At 56.0% G+C, this 1,101-nt stretch carries 1 protein-coding gene; it reads left to right on the plus strand.

Features of this window, described 5'->3' with window-relative positions; all coding sequences use genetic code 11:
• Positions 1 to 128: 128 nt before the first annotated feature.
• Positions 129 to 1,101, plus strand: a 973-nt coding sequence (locus E8M83_RS16785) for an IS481 family transposase (RefSeq protein ID WP_137174496.1), incomplete at its 3' end; no start/stop codon positions are given.

Below are 1,101 nucleotides of genomic sequence, written 5' to 3' on the forward strand. Positions count from 1 at the left end.
TGTTCAGTATCGTGCGATCATGTTCCTCGCCGTAGCTGGCCTTTGTTCCGTGCAAAAGCTATGCTGGGCGACTTGATTGCTGGATTCAGCAGTCCCAGTATTCAATCGCACCCGGAGCAGTTGGCAGCATGAGTTCAAGCATTCATCCACAGGCCCGTACCACACCAAAGATCCGCCAGGAGATAAAGGATTCTGGCCTGTCTTCCAGAGAAGCCGCCAAGGTCTTTAACATCACACGAGCCACGGCACAGAAGTGGCTCGGTCGCGACGATGTACAGGATCGTTCCCACCGGGCCCACACGCTGCGCACGACTCTGAGCCAGGCCCAGGAAGCCATTGTCCTTGCTCTACGCCAGTCGCTCTACCTGCCGCTCGACGACCTGCTGTTCATCACAAAGCAGTACATCAATCCGGCCGTCTCGCGAGCGGGCATTGCACGCCTGCTCAAGCGTGAGGGCATGTCCCGCCTGACAGACTTGATTGCGACTGCCGAGGGCGAGAAGATCACGCCGAAGAAGACCTTCAAGGACTACGAGCCTGGGTTCATACACATCGACATCAAGTACTTGCCGCAAATGCCTGATGAAACCTCGCGCCGCTATCTGTTCGTCGCCATCGACCGGGCAACACGCTGGGTTTTCATGCACATCTACGGCGACATGACCGAGGCGAGCAGCGTCGATTTTCTGCGTCGGCTCAAGTTGGCTTCCCCCATCAAAATCAGCAAGATCCTGACTGACAACGGCTCGCAATTTACTGATCGCTTCACCACCAAAGACAAGAAACCAAGCGGCAAGCATGCTTTCGACGTCGCATGCGCAGCCCTGCCTGCCGAGCATCGGCTGGCGCCGCCGCGTCATCCGCAAACCAACGGTATGGTTGAGCGTTTCAACGGACGCATCAATGAGCTGCTACGGCAAACCCGTTTCGATAGCAGGGCCGATCTGCAGGCCACATTACTGAACTATTTGAAGCTTTACAACCACCATATTCCGCAACGCGCCATCGGCAGCAAAACGCCCGTCCTCGCGCTCAAGGAATGGCAACAGAAGCGACCTGAGTTATTCGTTAAACGCGTTTATGATCAAACGGGACTCGACA

Source organism: Massilia sp. HP4 (genome assembly GCF_005222695.1).
In the GTDB taxonomy this organism is placed as follows: domain Bacteria; phylum Pseudomonadota; class Gammaproteobacteria; order Burkholderiales; family Burkholderiaceae_D; genus Telluria.